The sequence below is a fragment of the Hydrogenophaga sp. ZJX-1 genome (assembly GCF_048590325.1).
Lineage (GTDB): Bacteria > Pseudomonadota > Gammaproteobacteria > Burkholderiales > Burkholderiaceae_C > Hydrogenophaga.
In genome coordinates, this window is the sequence record NZ_JBMBRA010000002.1 from 441,033 (window position 1) to 458,647 (window position 17,615).

The window sequence follows — 17,615 nt, forward strand, 5'->3', positions numbered from 1 at the left end:
CTTGATTCCACGCTGCGTCAGTTCATCACGAAGCCGCCCGATGCGCCCAGGGTTTGGCCCGTGACGAACAGCGCCTGCTCGGAAGCGAGAAAGGCGACGACCCCAGAGATGTCGCCGGGACGCGCAAGGCGGCCGACCCCTTTCGAGATCGGGTAAACGTTGAGCATCTTCTTCAGCAGCTCGTTGTTCTCAACGGTTGCGTTGATGTTCAGCGGGCCATCCTTGATGCCCTCGTGCGACACCGCGCCCAGAGCGACCGAGTTGACGGTGATGGCATGGCGGCCGTGCTCGCGTGCGAGCGCTTTGGCGAAACCGCCGATGGCGGCCTTGGCGCCCGAGTACACGGCCATGTTGGCCTCACCGATGCGCCCGGCCTCGGAAATGATGTTGATGATGCGGCCGGTCTTCTTCTCGACCATGCCCGGCAACACCGCGCGGCAGCAGTACATGGTGCCGTAGACGTTGAGGTCGACGATCTTGGACCAGTCGGCGACCGGCGTTTCCAGGAAGGGCGGCGTGCGGCCGCCCTTTTCGCGGCGCTCGGGAATGATGCCGGCGTTGTTCACCAGGATGGTGACCGGGGCCGAGAAGTGCGCGCTGGCCCGGGCGACCATGGCCTCGACTTCGTCGAGCCGGGTGATGTTGGCCGGTGCGGCCAGTGCCTGGCCGCCCGCGGCGGTGATCTCGTCGGCGACCGCGTTGGCGCGCTCTTCAAACAGGTCGTTGACCACGACCTTGGCGCCTTCAGCGGCCAGTTCCAGGCAGATCTGGCGTCCGACGCCTTGACCGCCACCCGTGACGAGTGCGACCTGTCCATTCAATCCCAGTTGCATACGATTCCTTTGATGATGTTGAAAGTTGGTTTTTGATTCAGCGACCGACAAATCGCGGCGCGCGCTTTTCGACAAAAGCGCGCATGCCCTCAACCCGGTCCTCGCTGTCGACGAGCATGGATGCCGCGTAGCGTTCGTATTCGAGCCCGGAGTCCAGGTCGGTCTGCATGCCGCGGTTGATGGCGCGCTTGGCAAAGCGCACCGCCAGGGGCGGGTGCTGGGCGAGGCGCCTCGCCCAATCCATCGCGGTGGAGAAGAGTTCTTCGGCGGGCATGACGCGGCTGACCAGGCTCATGCCCAGCGCGGTGTTGGCGTCGATGAGGTCGGCCATGAGGATCAGTTCCTTGGCCCGGGCTTCGCCGATCACGCGCGGCAAGCGCTGTGTGCCGCCCGCAGCCGGGATCACACCCAGCTTGATTTCGGGCAGGCCAAAGCGCGCAGTGGACGCGGCCAGCCGGATGTCGCAACACAGCGCGATCTCCAGGCCGCCGCCCAGGGCCACGCCGTTGATGGCGGCGATGACGGGCTTCTCGAACTCTTCGATGTTGCGAAACAGGTCGTGGGTGGCTTTCTGGCGAACGAAGTACTCGCTGCCGCACACCACTTCACCCGCGCGTTCCTTGATGTCGGCACCGGCGCAGAACGCCCGGTCGCCACTGCCTGTGATGAGCACCGCGCGCACCTGATCGTCGTTGCGGGCGAGTTCGAAAAAGGCGCGGGCGAGGTCGGCCTTCATCGTGCCACCCAAGGTGTTCATCCGTTCGGGGCGGTTCAGCGTGATCACGGCGACCTGGTCACGCACTTCGTACAGCAGGGTGCCCAGGTCCTGGGGTTGGTTGTCAGAGCTTGTCATGTTTGTCTTTCCAGGTAGGCGCGGGTTGGTCAGTTCGCGGTCGAGAGCACATGGGCGATCGAGACCGATCCCAGACCGATCATGTGGGCCATGGCCCAGCGGGCATTGGGGTGTTGGCGACCGGTCGCTTCGCCGCGCAACTGGCGCGTGATCTCGGCGATCTGGCCGATGCCGGTCGGCCCGAGCGGGTGTCCCATGCCGATCAGGCCTCCCGAGGCGTTCACGGCGCAGCGGCCGCCGATCCGGGAGTCGCCGCGGGCCAGGTAGCGCGCGCCTTCGCCGGGTTCACAGATGCCGATGGCCTCGGTGTAGAGCAGTTCTTCGATGGAGAAGGCGTCGTGCAGTTCGAGCAGGTTGAGCTCCGTCGGGGCAATGCCGGCTTGTTCACAGGCGGCATGGGCGCTGGAGCGCACCAGTTCCGTGGCCGCGTCGCCGTAGGCGGTTTCTTCGCGGTCGCTGCCGGCCACCGAGGCGTGCACACGGACGCAGCGCTTGACGTCCAGTCCCAGGCGTTTGAGCGCGTGGCCGGAGACCAGCAGCACGGCGGCTGCGCCTTCACCGCGCGGGGTGCACTGCTGCACGGTGAGGTCCCCGACGACGCGGGGCGAGGCCAGCACCTGCTCCAGCGTGCGGGGCTTGCGAAACTGGGCGAACGGGTTGAGCGCGGCGTTGCCGTGGTTCTTGACCGCCACACCGGCCATCTCGGCCACGCTGGCACCCCGCTCGCGCAGGTAGGTGCGCGCCATCATGGCGAACTTGACCGGGGGCAGGTTGGCGGTGTCGCTCAGGCTTTCGAGACCATTCTTGTTGGCCGCGCGGCGCCCGTCGCCGTGTTTGTCCACGCCCACGGCCAGCACCACGTCGCTCATGCCGGTGGCGATTTCCATGCAGGCCTGGCGGAACGCGAACGAGCCCGACGCCGAGGCGTTCTCGACCTGCGTCACCGCCAGGCCGGTGGACCCCAGGTGGCGGAACATCACGCGCCCGGTGGCCATGCCGATGGCGGCGGTGCCCACATAGGCGCTTTGAACCTGGTCCCAGCGCAGACCGGCGTCGGCCAGCGCGGAGCGAACGGCGGTCAGGCCCAGGTGGGTGTAGGGCGTTTCGGTGGGGAACTGGTAGGCGTGCATGCCGATGCCCACCACGTAGATGCCCCCGTTCTGATCGATCCAGTTCGCGGAGGTGGCGGCTTTTTGTCGGGTATCGGAGCTCATGCGGCAGCCCCCTCTTCCATCGGGACAAAGACACAGGCGTAGACCCCAAGCGCTTCGCGCACATCGGCGACGGCCTTGAGGGTCATGCCCGTGCGCAACCCGGACTCATCCGGGACCGCGATCACGCCTTCCTCAACGATGCCTTCTGCGATACGGATATCACCCGCGATCGCGGGCGCATTCATGCCCGGCATCAGGGGCACATGGATGGTCACGAACTCCAGCAGCTCCCCTTGGCCGGGGCGGGTCAGCCGGGTGGCCTCGGTGAGTGGGTCGCCGCAGTGCGAGCAACCCGGGGCGTTGGCGGGGAAGTTGACTGCGCCGCACGCAGGGCACTGCGCAAAGAAGAAGTCGAGGGAGGTGCCGTTTTGCGCCAGCTGATAGAGCGTGGGGTGCAGGGGTTTCAGTGAAGTCTGTTGGTCGGTCATGAGGGGGGGTGCTTGTCAGAAGAGGTGAGAAAGGGCCACGCGGGCGTGGCCCTGATGTCATTCGAGCGATGCGCCGGATGTCTTGACCAGCTCGCGCCAGCGCACCATTTCCGTCTTGACGAAATCGCCCAACTTTTCGTCGCGCATGTCGGTCATCGGGATGCTTCCGTACTTCTGGTTGTTCTTCACCATCTCGGGCTCCACCATGGCCTTCTCGATGGCATCCGCCATCTTCTTGACGATCGCTGGTGGTGTTTTGGCGGGCATGAAGACGGCACCCCAGGAGCTGGACTCGGCGCCGGCCAGGCCGAACTCGCTGATCACGGGCACATCGGGTGCGGAGGTCAGTCGCTTCTTGGCCGTCACAGCCAGTGCCGTGAGCTTTTTGCCGTTCACCAACGGCAGCACGATGGCCGGGTAGTCAAACATCACATCGATGCTTCCAGCCATGAGGTCGGTCAGCGCAGGGCTGCTGCCTTTGTAGGCGACGTGGGTCATCTTGGTGCCGCTCACCACCTGGAACATCTCGGCGGTGAGGTGGGTGCCCGTGCCGGCGCCGGCCGAGCCGTAGTTGAGCTTGCCCGGGTTGGCTTTGGCGTAGGCGATCAGTTCGGGAACCGTTTTGAATGGCCGGTTGGGATTGATCACCAGCACCAGAGGGGACTCCGAAATGCCGTGCACAGGCACGAAGTCGGCGACAGGGTCGTAACCCACTTTTTTGTAGAGCGCGAGGTTGGCGCCCTGGGTGCCCTGGGTGCCGTAGACCATGGTGTAGCCATCGGGCGCCTGGCGGGCCGCGGCCTCCACGCCAATCGAGCCACCAGCGCCGGGGCGGTTTTCCACGATTACGGGCTGCCCCACGTGGGGTTCGAGCAACTTCGCCAGCAGGCGGGAGGTGTTGTCGGTGACGCCGCCCGCGGTGAAGGGGACGATGAGCTTGATGGGGTGGTCAGGCCATGGTGCGTCCGCCGCCAGCACGGCGCCGAAAGCGAGTGACCCAAGGGTCAGAGCGGACAGATTCTTCAGAATATTTCGCATGGTTGTCTCCATTTCCGTTGCCACAACATCGTGACTGGTCGTAGAATACTTCAAAATCTCGTAGACATGAACAATCAAAACGTTCGGGTAATCCCTCGGTTCATGGCAAAAATTGACTCGAATAGCCGCCGACCGCCGAGGAATCTCATTCGTTAATATTCGTACTTCCCTACGAAATATCGGAGTTCTCATGCCCACCATCGTTCCCGCCGCCACCCGCACCATGCTGTTGCTGGAAGTGTTTGCCCGCGAACGCCGCGAGTTGTCCAACTCGGATCTGGCGCGCCTCATGGATTTGCCAGAAAGCAGTTGTTCCGACCTGCTCTACACCCTGCACGACATGGGCTATCTGCTGCGCACGGCCCGCAGCAAGCGCTTCTACCCAACGGCGCGGCTGCTGGACATCGCGCAGGCGATCTCGGCCAGTGATCCCCTGTTTGCCGTGGCCACTGAGGCCTGTGAGTTGTTGCGCGACAAGACCGGTGAGACCGGCTTGTGTGGGCATGTGGTGTCCGGGGTGGTGCATGTCCTGGCTTTTGCCGAAGGCACGCATCCGTTGCGCTACGTTTCCAACGTGGGCAACAAGATCGCGCTGCACGTGTCCGCGCTCGGCAAGGCCGAACTGGCCCTGGGCACGCCCGAAGAAGCGGCGCGTCAGTTGCGTCTGAAAACGCTCAAGCAGGTCGCCCCGGGCTCCATCACCGACCTGGCCGTGCTCGAAAGACAGGTCGCCGAGGCCCGCGAACAGGGCTGGAGCTGGGTCGAGAACGAAGGTTTTGACGGCCTGGCCGCCATGGCGGTGGCGGGCTATGTGGGCGACCAGCCGCTGGCCATTTCCGTGGCCGGCCCCACGCAGCGCCTGCAGGCGAACAAGGACGCCTGTCTGCAGGCCCTCAAGGAAGTCCAGGCGCTCGTGTTCCATCCGCGCGAGGCATCCACCCCACCGCGCGCCGCCGGGGCTCGCCGGTCAACCCCATCCAAAGTGACAGGGCCGGCGTAGACCACGCCCGGGTCCGATCCCGTTTCAACCACCAGGAGACCAACCCATGTATTTCGTTGCCGATGCAGACCAGGAGATGTTGCGCGACAGTGTTCGCCGCTTCATGAAGAGCGAGGTCGCGCCCATCGTGTCCGAACACGACAAGGCCAAGACCTTTCCTTTTGAGCTGCTGAAGGCCTTGACGCCGTTTGGCTACATCGGCGGGCGCTTGCCCGAGTCCCTGGGCGGGATGGAGCTGGACGCGATGAGCTGGGCCATGCTGATGGAAGAGGCGGGCTACACCTGGCTCTCGCTCAGAACCATGTTCAACATCACCAACGCCGCCATCAACAAGCTGGCGGCCGAGGCCAACGAAGAGCAGAAGGAGCGCTTCCTCAAGCCCCTGATGGCGTCCGAGCGCCGCGTGTTCAACGCCATCAGCGAACCGGGCACCGGCTCCAACATCGCCCAGGTGCAAACGCGGGCGGATCTGCAGGGCGACCACTATGTGCTCAACGGTCGCAAGCTCTGGATCACCAACGGCGTGTTTGGCGATTTCGGCATCGTGGTGGCCCGCACCTTCAGCCCCGACTGCGACGGCCAGCTCTCCACCTTCCTGGTCGAGCGCGATGTGTCGCCGTATGAAGTGCGGCCGGTCGACACCATGGTGCTGCGCAGCACCGGCACGGCCGAACTCAATTTCGACAACGTCAAGGTGCCACGCGAGAACCTGCTGGGCGAAGAAGGCACGGCGCTGAAGAAGATGCTGAAGGGTCTGGACGGTGCCCGGGTCAACATCGCGATGGGCGCGGTGGGTGCGGCGCAGGCGGCGCTGGACCTGTCCATCGACCACGCCCGCACGCGCACGCAATTCGGCCGACCCATCGGCAGCTTCCAGCTGGTGCAGAAGCTCATCGTCGACATGACGGTCCGCGTGGAAGCCGCCCGCGCGCTGGGCCTGCGCGCAGCCGCTGCACTGGACTCCGGACGGGACGCCCGCACAGCCGCCTCCATCGCCAAGCTGTACGCCACCGAGGCCGCCCACGAGGTGGCCAGCATGGCGCTGCAGGTGCATGGAGGCCTGGGTTACGCGACGGACTACCCCATCGAACGCATCTTCCGGGACACGCGCGGCGGCACCATCCCCGAAGGCACGACCGAGGTGCAGACCCTGATCGTCGGGCGCGAAATTCTGGGCATGTCGGCCATCGTCTGATCACGTGCGCCCCTGACCCATCCAAAAACAAGACCTCTGGAGACAACGTTGACCGATTTAACGCGGCTGATTCACCCCCGCTCGATTGCCCTGGTGGGCGCCTCTGATCGCCCTCACAGCATCGGCGAGCGCACGCTGACCAACCTGCTGGACTACTCCGAATTCGATGGCGAGATCTTCCTCGTCAACCCGACCAAGACCGAGATACGCGGCCGCAAGTGCTGGCCCAGCGTGGCCGCCTTGCCCTCCACGCCCGACATCGCGGTGATCGTGGTGCCGGTGGCGGGCGTGCTGGCCGTGGCCGAGGAATGCGCCAGCCGTGGCGTGCCCTTCGCCGTGGTGCTGACCTCGGGCTTTGGCGAGGCCGGAGAAGAAGGCGAGCAGGCGCAGGTTCGCCTCAAGGCCATCGCCGACGCGGGTGGCATGCGGATCTACGGCCCGAACTGCCCGGGCCTGACCAACGTCAACCACCGCCTGGGCCTGACCTTCTCGCCCTCGTTCCCGCACGACCTGGTCAAAGGACCGATTGGCCTGGCGACGCAGGGCGGCGGCCTGGGCCGCAACGTGATGCAGGCCATGGACCGCGGCATCGGCATCGGGCTCTGGGCGTCCACCGGCAACGAGGTGGACCTGCAGGTGGCCGATTTCATCCACTACATGGCCGACGCGCCCGACATCAAGGTCATCGTCACCTTGCTCGAAGGCATCAAGGACGGCGCCAAGTTTCTTGCCGCCATCCAGCGGGCGGCGGCCAACGGCAAGCCCGTGATCGCGTTCAAGGTGGGCAAGTCCGAATACGGTCAGCGCGCGGCCCAGTCGCACACCGCCTCGCTGACCGGTTCGGCCGAAGTGAACAGCGCGGTGTTCCGCCAGTTCGGCGTGATCGAGGTGGACGACATCGACGAACTGGTCGACACCGCCTGGATGTTCGCGCGCGCCATGCCAGGGCCCGAGGATGGCATCGGCATCTACACCTCGTCGGGCGGCACCGCCGCACTCGCGGCCGACGCGGTGGGCACGCGGGGCCTGCGGCTGGCCACGTTTGCGCCCGAAACCCGGACGCTCCTGAAAGAGCTGTTGCCCGACTACGCGGCCATCGACAACCCGGTGGACACCACGGCGGCGGTGCTGAGCGATGCGCAGCTGATCGAGAAGACGCTGGGCGCGGTGGCCAGCGACCCCCACCTCGGCTGCGTGATCGTGCCCATCACCCTGGACTACGGCGAGACCACCATCCAGATGGCACGCACCATCATCGCCGCGCAGAAGAACTGCGCCACACCGATTGTTCCGATCTGGATGAGCGACCGCATGGGCGAGGGCTACCGCATGCTGGTGGAACATGGTTTTGCGCCGCCTCGCTCGGTGGGCAAAGGCCTGAGTGCGGTGCGGCGCTGGGTGGAATATGGCCGCTGGAAACGCGCCCAGTCCGGCATGACCGCCGTCTCGCTCACCTCGGTGTTGCCGCCCGCGTCGGACACCCGCTCGGTGTCGGAACTCGAAGGCAAGCGGCAGTTGCGCGAGGCAGGCATCGCCGTGTTGTCCAACGCGCTGGCCCGCACACCGGAAGAGGCTGTGGCACAAGCGACGGCCATGGGCTTCCCGGTCGTGGCCAAGATCGCCAGCGAACAGATCGTGCACAAGTCGGACATCGGCGGCGTGCAGATCGGGCTGAAGAACGCCGAGCAGGTGGCAGCCGCCTGGGTCGACATCATGGCCTCTGCCGCGCACCACCGCCCCGATGCCACCATCGACGGCCTGCTCATCGAGAAGATGGCGCCCCAGGGCGGCGTCGAGCTGATGATCGGCGTGACCCGGGACCCGGTGTTCGGTCACGTGATGACCTTTGGCATGGGTGGCATTTTTGTGGAGATCCTGCGCGATGTGACGCGGCGCATGCTGCCCATCGGTGCGGAAGATGCCGCGGCCATGGTTCGGGAGATGCGTTGCTTCCCCTTGCTCGACGGCGCGCGCGGGCGGCCACGGGCAGACCTCAAGGCGCTGGAAACGCTGCTGCTGCAGGTCTCGGCGTTTGTGGTGGCGAATGCCGACCGGATCGAGGAGATGGATCTCAACCCCGTGTGGCTGGGTGCCGAGGGTGAAGGCGCCTTGCCGCTCGACGCCGTCATCATCGAGCGCGCTGAACCGAAGGACTCGGCATGACGAGCCCCTCCACGCGCCCGCCGCTGGCGGGGGTCACCGTGGTCGATTTCAGCGAACTGCTGCCCGGCCCCTTCTTCACGCAGGCCTTGGCCGAGATGGGCGCGCGCGTCATCAAGATCGAACGCCCGCCGCATGGCGACAACGCGCGCCGGCTGGGCGCGGGGGGATTTGCGGCGGTCAACCGGGGCAAGGAAAGCCTGCTGGTCGACATGAAGGACGAAGCCCAGCGTGCCCAGGTGCGCCAGCTGGTGGCGTCCGCCGACATCGTGATCGAGTCCTACCGGCCGGGCGTGATGGCACGCCTGGGGATGGACTTCGCGTCGCTGCAGACCGACTGTCCGCGCCTGATCTATGTGTCGCTGAGCGGCTATGGGCAGGCGGGTCCGTGGGCCCACCTGCCCGGTCACGACATCAACTACCTGGCGGCCGCCGGCGTGCTGGCGGTGTCGGGGGAAGCGGGTGGCCCACCCGCGCTGGGGGCGGGCCTGCCGGTGGCGGACCTGTGTGGTGCCATGTATGCGCTGTCGTCCACGCTGGCCGCTTTGTTCCAGCGGGAAAGCACCGGGCAAGGTCAGCACCTCGACGTGGCCCTGGCCGACTGCGCCCTGCACTGGATGAACCCGCGCCTGGGCACCTACCGCGAAAGTGGCGCGGCCACGCTGGAGGCCCAGCGCGAGGTGACGCTGGTCAAGCCCGCCTATGGCGCATTCGCCTGCCTCGACGGCCGCCACCTCTCGATCGCGGCCCTGGAAGACCACTTCTGGCAGCGCCTTTGCACAGCCATCGATCTGGCACCGTTCGATGGCGAGGCCTACCAGTCCTTCAAGCAACGCAAGCCCCACGCGCAGGCCATCAACCAGCGCATCGCCGACGCCGTGCAAGACCAGGACGCCGATGCGCTGTTCGAGCTGCTGAGCCGGCACGACGTGCCGGTGGCCCCGGTGGTCGAGCCTGCCCGCTTGGCCGCGTTGCCGCAGTTCGCCTCGCGCGACAAGTTCGACGCCGGCGACAACCTGCCCCTGGTGCGCTTTCCCGTGCCCCTGGCCGGCATGAGCGAGGGGGTGCTGGGACCGGTGCCTGCGCTCGGCAGTGCCCGCATCTGAACCGATGGCGGCGCCGTTTCGCACCCGGCTGACCGAGCTCCTGGGCATCGAACACCCGATCCTGGGTGGCGGGCTCATGTGGTTGTCGGACGCCCGCTACGTGGCCGCGCTGGCCCGCGCCGGTGGCATGGGCTTCATCACGCCACGCTCCTTTGCCAGCGACGAGGCTTTTGCCGAGGCGATCGAGGTGTGCACGGACCTGAGCGCGGGCCGGCCCTTCGGGGTCAACCTGACGCTCTCCAGCCGCCCCGAAGCCAACCAATCGGTCCAGCGCTGGACCGAGATCGCGCTGGCCCATGGCGTGCGCCATTTCGAGACGGCGGGCTACCGGCCGGACGGCCTCATCGGCACGCTGCACGCGGCGGGCGCCATCGTGATCCACAAAGCCTCCAGCATCCGCCACGGCCTCGCCGCCGAGCGCGCGGGTGCCGACGCGGTCGCCTTGATCGGCATGGAGGAAGGCGGCCATCCCGGCGTCAACGAACTGCCCACCATGTTGATGGGGGCGCTGGCCGTGGACCAGTTCCGTGTGCCGCTGGTGCTCGGTGGCGGCATCGGCCACGGCCGGCAGATCGCCGCTGCGCTGGTGCAGGGGCTCGACGGCGTGTTGATGGGCTCGCGCTTTCTGGTCTGCGAAGAGATCAGCGCCCACCACGACTACAAGGCGCACCTGCTGACCTGCGATGAACACGCCACGGTGCGGGTGCTGCAGTCGCTGGGCAACACCTGGCGGGTGCTGCGCAACGACACCGCGCAGCAGATCGAAGCGCTCGAACGCTCGGGCGCCATGGACCACGCCGCCTTCGGCGACCTCATCAAGGGCACCGCCGCACGCGATGGCTGCTATGCCACCGGCGACTGGAACCGGGGCATGTTGTCGCTCGGTCCCGCCATCGCGTTCGCCCAACGCATCGAGCCGCTGTCGGCCATCGTGTCGGACTTGATCGACGAGGCCCGACACGCTTTTCAAGCACACGCTCAACGGAGATAAAAGATGAAGCAACTGCCTTTTCTGGACCGCCTGACCATCCCCGCGATCGCCGCACCCATGCTGCGCGTGTCGGGGTATGAACTGGTGTCCGCCGCCTGCGAAGCCGGTGTGGTGGGCGCCTTCCCGACCGCCAACTGCGCGTCGCTGGACGAGTTCGGCGACTGGCTCGGGCGCCTGAGCCGGGCCGCTTCCGACAACCCCCGGCGCGCGCCCTTTTGTCCCAACCTCATCATGCGCCGCGATCCGGCGCGCGTGATGGCGGAGGCCAAGCTGATCGTTCAACACCGCACCGAAGTGGTCATCACCAGCGTGGGCTCACCCGCCGCCGTGATCCCGGCCCTGCACGATGGAGGCTGCATGGTGTTGGCCGACGTGGCCTCGGTGCACCACGCCGAGCGCGCCATCGAAGCGGGCGCCGATGGCCTGGTCCTGCTGACAGCCGGCGCGGGAGGGCACACCGGATGGGCCAATCCGTTCTCCTTCGTCCGCGCGGTGCGGGCGATCTTCGACGGCCCCATCGTTCTGGCCGGAGGCATGTCGGATGGCGTGGCGTTGAAGGCCGCCACGGTGCTGGGCTGCGACCTGGGCTCTTTCGGCACGCGCTTCGTGGCCACACGCGAAAGCCTGGGCGCTCAGGCCTACAAACAGATGCTCACGGAAACCTCGCTCGACGACATCCTGGTGACCCGGGCCTTCACCGGCTTGCCGGCCAACTTCCTGAAACCCTCGATCGAGCGCGTAGGTCTGAATCCGGACGAGCTGGACGAGACCGTGACGGTGGCCGAGGCGAGGACCAAGTTCGGCGGCGGTGCCGACACCGCGGTCATCCAGCGCTGGCAAGACCTGTGGAGCGCGGGTCACGCGGTGTCGGGCGTGACGTCGATTCCTTCGGTGGCAGAGTTGGTCGAGACCTTGCGGGCGGAGTTTGTGACTGCAGGTTGATGTGCGGTTGGCCAGGAAGCTCTTGAAGGGTGATGGATTGCTCGCACGACATCGGTGGCACCGGGGTTTGGGCTGCTGCTGGTTTCACAGACACCTTGTCAAGGCGGAAGATGAAACCGGAGGTGGTTCATGGAGAGAAGAGGGACATTCAGTCGCGAGTTCAAGCTCGAGGCGGTCGAGCTGGTCACCGCGCGTGGCGTGACTGTGGCCCAATGTGAAGTTCGGCCTTGTGGCGAAGCCCCGAGGGGTCTGCCCGGTCAATCTGATGTGTGATGCGCTCGGTGTCTCGCGAGGTGGCTTCTGCGCGTGGCTCACACGGCCCAGGAGCCGGCGCGGCCTCAGCAATGTGCTGAGCGCGCAAGTGCGCCAGAGCTTCGTACGCAGCGACCGCACCTACGGCGCACGCCGTGTGTGGCACGACGTGCTGGCGTAAGGCCAGGCTTGTGGTCTGCACCGCTTCGAGCGGCTCATGCGCGAGCAGGCTCTGCGTGCCCGGCCCCGACGACGTGGACTGCCCAAAGACCGTGGCGCGCGCAGCGCGCTGGCCGACAAAGTGCTGGACCGCCAGTTCCAGGCCGACGACCCAAACCAGAAGTGGGTGGCCGACTTCACCTGCATCTGGACGGCCGAGAGCTGGTTGTACGTGGCGGCGGTGCTGGACTTGTACTCGCCGGTGCATCGTGGGCTGGCCGATGCAGGAGAGCATGACGTCGCAACTCGTGGTGGATGCGCTGATGATGGCCGTGTGGCGCCGGGGCGAACCTGTGGCCCTGCTGCACCACTCGGACCAGGATAGCCAGTAGGGCTAAAAATGGGCTACGGATGGGCCAAAACAAAAAAGCCCACGTTACCGTGGGCTTTTTGACAAGCTAAGTGCTTGATTTTATTGGTTGCGGAGGCAAGATTTGAACTTGCGACCTTTGGGTTATGAGCCCAACGAGCTACCAGGCTGCTCCACTCCGCGTCAAGCCTTGTATTCTATCACGCTTTGGCGTCATCTGCCGCTGGAGCGGCATCTTCTGCGCGGTCCACCAGTTCGACCAGCGCCATGGGTGCATTGTCACCCACGCGGTACCCCATCTTGAGGATGCGGGTATAGCCACCGGGACGTGCAGCAAAGCGCGGGCCCAGCTCGTTGAACAGCTTGACGACCACATCGCGGTCGCGCAGACGGTCAAACGCCAGGCGGCGGTTGGCCACAGTGGCCACTTTGGCCAGGGTGATCATGGGTTCAACCACGCGGCGCAGCTCTTTGGCCTTGGGCACCGTGGTCTTGATGACTTCGTGCGTGAGCAGCGAGTTCATCATGTTGCGCAGCATGGCGAGGCGGTGCTCGCTGGTGCGGTTGAGTTTGCGAAGTCCGTGTCCGTGACGCATGGTGAATTCCTTTCAGTGTTTTGCCCCCAGCCGTGTCAGGTACTGGGAGTTCGTCAGACTTTGATCGACGAGTTCAGTGCTTGTCGAGACCAGCCGGTGGCCAGTTTTCGAGCTTCATACCCAAGGTCAGGCCGCGCGAAGCGAGCACTTCCTTGATTTCGTTGAGCGACTTGCGACCCAGGTTGGGGGTCTTGAGCAGCTCGTTCTCGGTGCGCTGGATCAGGTCACCGATGTAATAGATGTTTTCCGCCTTGAGGCAGTTGGCCGAACGCACCGTGAGTTCGAGCTCGTCCACCGGACGCAGCAGGATCGGATCAAACTGCTGCGAGCTGCGCTGGGCAGGGGCGTCGAATGCCGACAGTTCCACGCCTTCAAGCTGAGCGAACACCGCCAGTTGTTCCACCAGGATCTTGGCCGAAGCACGAACGGCTTCTTCCGGACCGATGGAACCGTTGGTTTCGATTTCCAGAACCAGCTTGTCGAGGTCGGTACGCTGCTCAACGCGGGCGCTTTCAACGGTGTAGCTCACGCGCCTCACGGGCGAGAACGAAGCGTCGAGCACGATGCGGCCCAGTGAACGTGACTGGTCGTCGTTGCGACGCAGGCTGCCCGGCACATAGCCACGGCCTTTTTCGACCTTGATCTGCATGTCCAGCTTGGCGCCGGCCGACAGGGTGGCAATGACGTGTCCGGGGTTGACGATCTCGACGTCGTGCGGCGTCTGGATGTCAGCCGCCGTCACCAAGCCTTCGCCGTCCTTGCGCAGGCTCAGGGTCACTTCGTCGCGGTTGTGCAACTTGAAGACCACGCCCTTGAGGTTCAGCAGCATGTTGACAACGTCTTCCTGCACGCCGTCAATGGAAGAGTACTCGTGCACCACCCCCGCGATGGTGACTTCGGTGGGCGCGTGGCCCGTCATGGAGGACAACAGCACGCGACGCAGCGCGTTGCCCAGCGTGTGCCCATAGCCACGCTCGAAGGGCTCCAGAGTCACTTTGGCGCGATTGGTCGAAATTTGCTCGACGTTGATTGTTTTGGGCTTGAGCAGATTGTTCAGCATTCAGACTTCCTTCAGTACCCTCGGCTCGTTACACCGATAAGGCAGACGGAGCATGGCCCGGCCGCTGCGATGAAGCAGTGACCGGGAACGAAATTAACGGGAATACAGTTCGACGATCAGCGATTCGTTGACGTCGGAGGCAAATTCGTCGCGATCAGGCGACTTCTTGAAAACGCCTTCAGCCTTGTCGACGGACACGTCGACCCAGGCAGGGAAACCGATCTGCTTGGCCAGTTCCAGCGCTTCGATCACGCGGGCTTGCTTCTTCGACTTCTCGCGCACGGCGATGACATCACCGGCCTTCACCGAGTAAGAAGGGATGTTGACCGACTGGCCGTTGACGGTGATCGCCTTGTGCGACACGATCTGGCGCGCTTCGGCGCGGGTCGAGGCAAAGCCCATGCGGAAGACCACGTTGTCAAGACGTGCTTCGAGCAGGAACAACAAGTTGGCGCCGGTGTTGCCACGGCGGCGATCGGCTTCCGCGAAGTAACGACGGAACTGGCGCTCGAGCACGCCATAGGTGCGCTTGACCTTTTGCTTCTCGCGCAGCTGCAGGCCGAAATCGGAGGTGCGCTGACCCGAGGTGCGGCCGTGCTGGCCGGGCTTGGAGTCGAACTTGGCCTTGTCGCTGATGGAACGGCGGGCGCTCTTGAGCAACAGGTCTGAGCCTTCACGGCGGGAAAGTTTGGCCTTGGGGCCGAGGTAACGTGCCACGTTGGGTTCCTTGAGTTATCTGCCACAACCGGCATCGCGGAGATGCCATTGCGGGAGCCATACCCTGAATGGGATGGCGGTGGGCTTAGCAAAAAATGCCACCGCAGAGACTGCGGTGGCGCTGAGAAAAGCTTTTGAGTATACCGCGCTAGGCGGTACGGCGTCAGATGCGACGGCGTTTCTGCGGGCGGCAGCCGTTGTGAGGCACAGGCGTCACATCGGCGATCGAGTTGATGCGGATGCCGAGGGCACCCAGAGCACGCACCGAAGACTCGCGACCTGGGCCAGGGCCCTTGATCTCGACGTCCAGGTTCTTGATGCCCTGCTCGATGGCAGCACGACCAGCCACCTCGGAAGCCACCTGGGCGGCAAAAGGCGTCGACTTGCGCGAGCCTTTGAAACCCTGACCACCCGACGAAGCCCAGGACAATGCGTTGCCTTGGCGGTCGGTGATGGTGATGATGGTGTTGTTGAACGAAGCGTGCACGTGGGCAATGCCGTCGGCAATGTTCTTGCGGACTTTCTTGCGAACGCGTGCGGATGCGGCGCTGTTGGGTGACTTAGCCATGAGGGTCCTTCAAACCGTTTATTTCTTCAGCGACTGGGCTGCCTTGCGCGGTCCCTTGCGGGTGCGGGCATTGGTCTTGGTGCGCTGACCACGCACTGGCAGGCCACGGCGATGGCGGAAACCACGGTAGCAACCAATGTCCATCAAACGCTTGATGTTCATGGTCGTTTCGCGGCGCAGATCGCCTTCGATCGTGAAAACGCCAACCTGGTCGCGAACTTTTTCGAGTTCTGCGTCGGTCAGGTCCTTGATTTTCTTGGTGTAGTCGATGCCGCAAGCTTCGCAAATTTTGCGAGCGCGGGTACGGCCAATGCCAAAAATTGCCGTCAAGCCGATTTCGGCGTGCTTGTGCGGCGGAATGTTAATGCCTGCAATACGAGCCATGATGTTCCTCTAAACGAACCGATCAGCCTTGACGCTGCTTGTGACGGGGATCGGTGCAGATGACCCGCACAATCCCGTGACGCTTGATGATCTTACAGTTGCGGCACATTTTCTTGACCGAAGCTGAAACTCTCATAGTTTTCTCCTAGATATTCCAAAAATTCTCAAAACAACCGCTCGTTACTTCGATCGAAAAACAATCCGCGCCCGGGTCAGGTCATAGGGCGTGAGCTCCACTTTGACCTTGTCCCCTGGCAGGATGCGGATGTAATGCATCCGCATCTTCCCTGAGATATGCCCCAAGACCACATGGCCGTTTTCCAGCTTGACCCTGAAAGTTGCGTTGGGCAGGTTTTCAATCACCTCGCCCTGCATCTCGATCACATCGTCCTTGGACATACGACTGAATCAGTTGCCGACGGAGGTCTTGAAGTTGGCCTTTTTCAGCAGCGATTCATATTGCTGCGACATCATGTAGTTTTGCACCTGGGCCATGAAATCCATGGTGACCACCACGATGATCAGTAGAGAGGTGCCGCCAAAATAGAACGGCACGTTGTATTTCAAAATCAGGAACTCCGGCAACAGACACACCGCAGTGATGTAGATCGCACCGACAAAAGTCAGTCGCAACAGAATCTTGTCGATATAGCGCGCGGTCTGGTCACCCGGACGAATGCCCGGAATGAATGCGCCGCTCTTCTTCAGGTTGTCAGCCGTTTCGCGGCTGTTGAACACCAGAGCGGTGTAGAAAAAGCAGAAAAAGATGATCGCAGCAGCGTACAGGCCCACATAGATCGGCTGCCCGGGAGACAAAGCCGCAGCAATGTCGCGCAGCCAACGGGTCGAGTCACCCGTGCTCACCCAGCTCACGACGGTCGTGGGCAACAGGATGATGCTCGATGCGAAGATCGGTGGAATCACACCAGCCATGTTGAGCTTGAGCGGCAGGTGGGACGACTGGCCGCCGTACACCTTGTTGCCAACCTGGCGGCGAGCGTAGTTCACAAGAATCTTGCGCTGACCACGCTCAACAAACACCACGAAGTAGGTCACCAGAACCACCAAGGCGATGATGAGAAGAGACACCAGGATGTTCATCGCACCCGTGCGCACCAGCTCCAGCAACCCACCAATAGCGCTCGGCAGACCTGCGGCAATGCCGGCGAAGATCAGGATCGAGATGCCATTGCCCAGACCGCGCTCGGTGATCTGCTCACCCAGCCACATCAGGAACATCGTCCCCGCGACCAGACTGACCACTGCCGTCAGGCGAAACGCCATGCCGGGGTCGATCACGAGTCCCTGCTGACCTTCCAACGCCAAGGCAATGCCCATGGCCTGGAAGATGGCCAGCCCGAGCGTGCCATAACGGGTGTAGGAGGTGATCTTGCGACGACCGGCTTCGCCTTCCTTCTTCAGCTGCTCAAACGTGGGAACCACGTAGGTCATGAGCTGCATGATGATGGAAGCGGAGATGTACGGCATGATCCCCAGCGCGAACACGGTGAACCGTGACAAGGCGCCGCCAGAGAACATGTTGAACAGACTCAGAATGCCGCCCGCCTGGCCTTTGAACAACTGTTCCAGTTGCGCAGGGTCGATCCCGGGCACGGGAATGTGCGCCCCGATACGGTAAACCACCAAGGCCAGCAACAGGAACACCAATCGGCGACGCAGGTCGCCGAACTTGCCTGTTTTGGCCAGAGTTGCGGATCCAGTTGCCACAGCTTGCCTTCGCTTGTGTCC

The 17,615-nt window shown here is 64.1% G+C and carries 19 protein-coding genes, 1 tRNA gene and 1 pseudogene; 7 read left to right on the forward strand and 14 right to left on the reverse strand.

Annotated features, from left to right (window positions below):
• Positions 1-17: 17 nt before the first annotated feature.
• From ACN5W5_RS06805 to ACN5W5_RS06825, 5 genes are read right to left on the reverse strand one after another with little or no spacing between them, the layout of a single operon-like run.
• Positions 18-833 (reverse strand): SDR family NAD(P)-dependent oxidoreductase, encoded by an 816-nt coding sequence (locus tag ACN5W5_RS06805; RefSeq protein ID WP_420047794.1) that lies wholly within the window; start codon positions 831-833, stop codon positions 18-20.
• 37 nt (positions 834-870) lie between these two features.
• Complete coding sequence (locus ACN5W5_RS06810; RefSeq protein ID WP_420047795.1) at positions 871-1,686, reverse strand: enoyl-CoA hydratase/isomerase family protein; 816 nt, start codon at positions 1,684-1,686, stop codon at positions 871-873.
• A 29-nt stretch (positions 1,687-1,715) separates the two neighbouring features.
• Positions 1,716-2,900, reverse strand: coding sequence for a thiolase family protein (locus ACN5W5_RS06815; protein WP_420047796.1), 1,185 nt, complete (start codon positions 2,898-2,900; stop codon positions 1,716-1,718).
• Positions 2,897-3,328, reverse strand: coding sequence for a Zn-ribbon domain-containing OB-fold protein (locus tag ACN5W5_RS06820; RefSeq protein ID WP_420047797.1), 432 nt, complete (start codon positions 3,326-3,328; stop codon positions 2,897-2,899). Before ACN5W5_RS06820 ends, ACN5W5_RS06815 begins: the two co-directional genes overlap by 4 nt.
• 57 nt (positions 3,329-3,385) lie before the next feature.
• Positions 3,386-4,366, reverse strand: coding sequence for a Bug family tripartite tricarboxylate transporter substrate binding protein (locus tag ACN5W5_RS06825; RefSeq protein WP_420047798.1), 981 nt, complete (start codon positions 4,364-4,366; stop codon positions 3,386-3,388).
• A 190-nt stretch (positions 4,367-4,556) separates the two neighbouring features.
• Here ACN5W5_RS06825 and ACN5W5_RS06830 point away from each other — a divergent pair, with 190 nt between their 5' ends.
• The 7 genes and pseudogenes from ACN5W5_RS06830 to ACN5W5_RS06860 form a co-directional block, all read left to right on the forward strand.
• Complete coding sequence (locus ACN5W5_RS06830) at positions 4,557-5,366, forward strand: IclR family transcriptional regulator (RefSeq protein WP_420047799.1); 810 nt, start codon at positions 4,557-4,559, stop codon at positions 5,364-5,366.
• Positions 5,367-5,412: 46 nt separating this feature from the next.
• The gene (locus tag ACN5W5_RS06835; RefSeq protein WP_420047800.1) at positions 5,413-6,561 is read left to right on the forward strand and encodes an acyl-CoA dehydrogenase family protein; all 1,149 of its coding nucleotides are present in this window, start codon (positions 5,413-5,415) and stop codon (positions 6,559-6,561) included.
• Between the two features lie 48 nt (positions 6,562-6,609).
• Positions 6,610-8,724 (forward strand): acetate--CoA ligase family protein, encoded by a 2,115-nt coding sequence (locus ACN5W5_RS06840; protein WP_420047801.1) that lies wholly within the window; start codon positions 6,610-6,612, stop codon positions 8,722-8,724.
• Positions 8,721-9,827: a CaiB/BaiF CoA transferase family protein gene (locus tag ACN5W5_RS06845; RefSeq protein ID WP_420047802.1), complete on the forward strand. Its 1,107-nt coding sequence runs from the start codon at positions 8,721-8,723 to the stop codon at positions 9,825-9,827. The genes ACN5W5_RS06840 and ACN5W5_RS06845 overlap by 4 nt, the downstream gene beginning before the upstream one ends.
• 4 nt (positions 9,828-9,831) lie before the next feature.
• Positions 9,832-10,818: an NAD(P)H-dependent flavin oxidoreductase gene (locus ACN5W5_RS06850; RefSeq protein ID WP_420047803.1), complete on the forward strand. Its 987-nt coding sequence runs from the start codon at positions 9,832-9,834 to the stop codon at positions 10,816-10,818.
• 3 nt (positions 10,819-10,821) lie between these two features.
• The gene (locus tag ACN5W5_RS06855; RefSeq protein WP_420047804.1) at positions 10,822-11,760 is read left to right on the forward strand and encodes an NAD(P)H-dependent flavin oxidoreductase; all 939 of its coding nucleotides are present in this window, start codon (positions 10,822-10,824) and stop codon (positions 11,758-11,760) included.
• 211 nt (positions 11,761-11,971) lie between these two features.
• Positions 11,972-12,560 (forward strand): annotated as a pseudogene (locus tag ACN5W5_RS06860) (IS3 family transposase); the annotation flags it as partial.
• 87 nt (positions 12,561-12,647) lie between these two features.
• On the opposite strand, the gene ACN5W5_RS06865 reads toward ACN5W5_RS06860, so the two are convergent.
• From ACN5W5_RS06865 to secY, 9 genes are all read right to left on the reverse strand, one after another.
• Positions 12,648-12,724: transfer RNA gene (locus ACN5W5_RS06865), tRNA-Met, on the reverse strand.
• Between the two features lie 17 nt (positions 12,725-12,741).
• Complete coding sequence (gene rplQ / locus ACN5W5_RS06870) at positions 12,742-13,137, reverse strand: 50S ribosomal protein L17 (RefSeq protein WP_177137295.1); 396 nt, start codon at positions 13,135-13,137, stop codon at positions 12,742-12,744.
• A gap of 73 nt (positions 13,138-13,210) precedes the next feature.
• Positions 13,211-14,197, reverse strand: a complete 987-nt coding sequence (locus ACN5W5_RS06875) for a DNA-directed RNA polymerase subunit alpha (RefSeq protein ID WP_177137294.1) — start codon at positions 14,195-14,197, stop codon at positions 13,211-13,213.
• Positions 14,198-14,290: 93 nt separating this feature from the next.
• A complete protein-coding gene (gene rpsD / locus ACN5W5_RS06880; RefSeq protein ID WP_177137293.1) occupies positions 14,291-14,914 on the reverse strand; it encodes a 30S ribosomal protein S4 in 624 nt (207 codons plus the stop codon).
• A gap of 163 nt (positions 14,915-15,077) precedes the next feature.
• Complete coding sequence (gene rpsK, locus ACN5W5_RS06885; protein WP_066091821.1) at positions 15,078-15,482, reverse strand: 30S ribosomal protein S11; 405 nt, start codon at positions 15,480-15,482, stop codon at positions 15,078-15,080.
• Positions 15,483-15,500: 18 nt separating this feature from the next.
• On the reverse strand, positions 15,501-15,866 hold the full coding sequence (gene rpsM, locus ACN5W5_RS06890; protein ID WP_420047805.1) for a 30S ribosomal protein S13: 366 nt from the start codon (positions 15,864-15,866) through the stop codon (positions 15,501-15,503).
• Positions 15,867-15,888: 22 nt separating this feature from the next.
• Positions 15,889-16,002, reverse strand: a complete 114-nt coding sequence (gene rpmJ, locus ACN5W5_RS06895; protein WP_084236402.1) for a 50S ribosomal protein L36 — start codon at positions 16,000-16,002, stop codon at positions 15,889-15,891.
• 44 nt (positions 16,003-16,046) lie between these two features.
• Positions 16,047-16,265, reverse strand: coding sequence for a translation initiation factor IF-1 (gene infA, locus ACN5W5_RS06900; RefSeq protein WP_177137291.1), 219 nt, complete (start codon positions 16,263-16,265; stop codon positions 16,047-16,049).
• Positions 16,266-16,274: 9 nt separating this feature from the next.
• Entirely contained in the window at positions 16,275-17,594 is a 1,320-nt protein-coding gene (gene secY / locus ACN5W5_RS06905; protein WP_420047806.1) for a preprotein translocase subunit SecY, read from the reverse strand.
• Between the last annotated feature and the right edge of the window lie 21 nt (positions 17,595-17,615).

What these genes read in the sequence shown, in the direction of transcription:
- ACN5W5_RS06810 (WP_420047795.1), bottom strand. Translation starts at nt 1,686, where the DNA reads ATGACAAGCTCTGACAACCAACCCCAGGACCTGGGCACCCTGCTGTAC.
- ACN5W5_RS06855 (WP_420047804.1), top strand. Translation starts at nt 10,822, where the DNA reads ATGAAGCAACTGCCTTTTCTGGACCGCCTGACCATCCCCGCGATCGCC.
- ACN5W5_RS06820 (WP_420047797.1), bottom strand. Translation starts at nt 3,328, where the DNA reads ATGACCGACCAACAGACTTCACTGAAACCCCTGCACCCCACGCTCTAT.
- ACN5W5_RS06845 (WP_420047802.1), top strand. Translation starts at nt 8,721, where the DNA reads ATGACGAGCCCCTCCACGCGCCCGCCGCTGGCGGGGGTCACCGTGGTC.
- ACN5W5_RS06835 (WP_420047800.1), top strand. Translation starts at nt 5,413, where the DNA reads ATGTATTTCGTTGCCGATGCAGACCAGGAGATGTTGCGCGACAGTGTT.
- rpsK (WP_066091821.1), bottom strand. Translation starts at nt 15,482, where the DNA reads ATGGCTAAGTCACCCAACAGCGCCGCATCCGCACGCGTTCGCAAGAAA.
- infA (WP_177137291.1), bottom strand. Translation starts at nt 16,265, where the DNA reads ATGTCCAAGGACGATGTGATCGAGATGCAGGGCGAGGTGATTGAAAAC.
- ACN5W5_RS06825 (WP_420047798.1), bottom strand. Translation starts at nt 4,366, where the DNA reads ATGCGAAATATTCTGAAGAATCTGTCCGCTCTGACCCTTGGGTCACTC.
- rpmJ (WP_084236402.1), bottom strand. Translation starts at nt 16,002, where the DNA reads ATGAGAGTTTCAGCTTCGGTCAAGAAAATGTGCCGCAACTGTAAGATC.
- ACN5W5_RS06805 (WP_420047794.1), bottom strand. Translation starts at nt 833, where the DNA reads ATGCAACTGGGATTGAATGGACAGGTCGCACTCGTCACGGGTGGCGGT.
- rpsM (WP_420047805.1), bottom strand. Translation starts at nt 15,866, where the DNA reads ATGGCTCGTATTGCAGGCATTAACATTCCGCCGCACAAGCACGCCGAA.
- ACN5W5_RS06830 (WP_420047799.1), top strand. Translation starts at nt 4,557, where the DNA reads ATGCCCACCATCGTTCCCGCCGCCACCCGCACCATGCTGTTGCTGGAA.
- rplQ (WP_177137295.1), bottom strand. Translation starts at nt 13,137, where the DNA reads ATGCGTCACGGACACGGACTTCGCAAACTCAACCGCACCAGCGAGCAC.
- ACN5W5_RS06875 (WP_177137294.1), bottom strand. Translation starts at nt 14,197, where the DNA reads ATGCTGAACAATCTGCTCAAGCCCAAAACAATCAACGTCGAGCAAATT.
- ACN5W5_RS06815 (WP_420047796.1), bottom strand. Translation starts at nt 2,900, where the DNA reads ATGAGCTCCGATACCCGACAAAAAGCCGCCACCTCCGCGAACTGGATC.
- ACN5W5_RS06850 (WP_420047803.1), top strand. Translation starts at nt 9,832, where the DNA reads ATGGCGGCGCCGTTTCGCACCCGGCTGACCGAGCTCCTGGGCATCGAA.